Source organism: Streptomyces sp. ADI95-17 (genome assembly GCF_003846175.1).
Taxonomy (GTDB): domain Bacteria; phylum Actinomycetota; class Actinomycetes; order Streptomycetales; family Streptomycetaceae; genus Streptomyces; species Streptomyces sanglieri.
The window spans coordinates 219867-221708 of record NZ_ML123055.1; the positions used below are offsets into that span (position 1 = coordinate 219867).

Here is a 1842-nt window from a genome sequence, read left to right on the forward strand (position 1 = left end):
GGGATCGTGTGCGCGGGGACGAGGATCCTCGGTTCGAGAAGGACCCAGTGCCCGTTGTTGAGGGTGCGGTAGCGGTCTTGTGGGAGGCCGCAGTGCGGACAGCTGGGCGGCGCGGGTGGCGGCGGGGCGGTTGCGCCTTCGAGGGCGGCTTGGAGTGCGCTGTCGGGGCGGTCCGGACGGTCTGCGGTGTTCTCGGTGTCCCCCATGCTTCACAGGGTCCGGACGGGCCGTCAGGACGGGTAGGGCGCGATCCAGCCGTGCCGGGTGGGCAGGTAGCCGCCGGTGCGCCCGCAGGCGTCCCACGGGGCTTGTGGCGCCCCAGAGTTCACAGCTACGTGGGCCGGGACAAGGGCCTTTCGGGATGCGCTGACGCTGACGTTGAACGTCCGCCGCTGGGACCGCATCGTCGAGGCCTGGGCCGCAGGCGATGACCAGGGCCTTGACGACGAGTGGACCACCGACGTCCTGCCCGACCTCGGTTCCCAGTGGGGCCAGTACGAGTACGTCACCAACATAGGCTTCGCCGCGTAGTGGAACCAGGCCGCCCGGCATGGACCGGGGGTCAGGCGCCCAGGGCAACAGGCTGGCGTCCAGGAGGCCACGACCGGCTCAGTGGTGGCCCCGGCCGTCGTGCCCAAGCGCCGCGACGGCCGTTCCCTGCCGCCGATGTGACCTGGGCACCACCACCATGGGGAAGATCAGCGAGAACAAGCCGGCGGCCTCCTGCTCTGGCTGTTTCGCCTGGGGGCAGCTGCCCGGCCGGTTCTGCCGCGGCTGCTACACCTACGGCCAGCTACACGCCGTCGGTGCATGCGTCGGCTGTCGGCGGCAGGTCCCGGTCGACGACAAGTACGGCTACTGCCGTCTCTGCCGGGCTCAGGCGACCTGGGCGATCAAGGCCAGCGGCAAGGCTTCGGTGATCGAGCCGTACCTACGGCGGGTGACCTGCCAGCTGTTCTTCGCGAACCTCCCGCGGCCCAAGAACGGTGGGCCGCGGGTCGGCAAGGCCGGACGGCGCGTGCTGAAGCCGCCGCCGCTTCCTGAACCCCATCGCGCGATCACGACCTCAACGCAACTGACGCTGTTCACTGTCACTCGGGACTTCCGTCGGTTCGACCGGGAACTCCACGCCGACCTGGCCAATCCATGGCTGGTCCGGGCCCGGCAGGCCGCTCGGGCACTGGGCGAGGCTCGCGGCTGCTCCTGCGCCGGCACGGCGATTCCCGCCGGCTGGCGACGCTGCTGGCCACGACCGTCTACCTGACGACCCGGGCCGTCGATGACGCGCTCGACCTCCTGGAGGTGCTGATCGCGATTCTATCGGCCTCGCGCAGGCGTGGGGTGGCGAGCTGGAACGAGTACCGACCGAGCATGTTGACGTGGTGCCGTGTAAACGGGGAGCGGCTAGGGCCTCGGGGCAAACCGGGCACGGGAACAGTGGTGGACTCTGCTCAGCTACAGGGTCCCGGGCTCTGGCTGCCCGTGGCGGTGTTACCGGTGCCGGTCTCGGTCGGCGGCGCTTCGACGGGGAAGAGGATCGGGCTGATCAGGTACTGCGTGCGGTCGGGTGATGGCTCGTTGGCCAGGTGGGGGGTGATCGCCGCCCGCATCCCGTTGATCATCCCGCCCAGTTCCCCAGAACTGAGCCAGACGGCATGCTGCCGGTAGCCGACCAGGTCGGCTACCGGGTCGGCCGTGTCGCGGTCGAGATACGCGGTGAATTCGGCAGCCAGGACCGCTAGAGCGGCGGCGAATGCGCTGCGATGGTCGTCGAGCGAGAGCGAGTTGACCGTGTCCGAATTGATCCCCGCGCGGTCGCGGCGCAGCCGGTAGCGGCGCTCA

At 70.0% G+C, this 1842-nt stretch carries 2 protein-coding genes and 2 pseudogenes; 2 read left to right on the top strand and 2 right to left on the bottom strand.

Annotation, left to right across the window (positions count from 1 at the left end):
• Positions 1–206, bottom strand: a 206-nt coding sequence (locus EES42_RS42375; RefSeq protein ID WP_241196951.1) for a DUF6083 domain-containing protein, incomplete at its 3' end; no start/stop codon positions are given.
• 169 nt (positions 207–375) lie between these two features.
• Here EES42_RS42375 and EES42_RS42380 point away from each other — a divergent pair.
• Together EES42_RS42380 and EES42_RS45400 are read left to right on the top strand one after the other, a co-directional pair.
• A pseudogene (locus EES42_RS42380) lies at positions 376–531 on the top strand (transcriptional regulator); the annotation flags it as partial.
• Positions 532–688: 157 nt separating this feature from the next.
• On the top strand, positions 689–1264 hold the full coding sequence (locus EES42_RS45400) for a hypothetical protein (protein ID WP_164495559.1): 576 nt from the start codon (positions 689–691) through the stop codon (positions 1262–1264).
• Positions 1265–1451: 187 nt separating this feature from the next.
• On the opposite strand, the pseudogene EES42_RS42395 reads toward EES42_RS45400, so the two are convergent.
• Positions 1452–1842, bottom strand: a pseudogene (locus EES42_RS42395) (ArsR family transcriptional regulator); the annotation flags it as partial.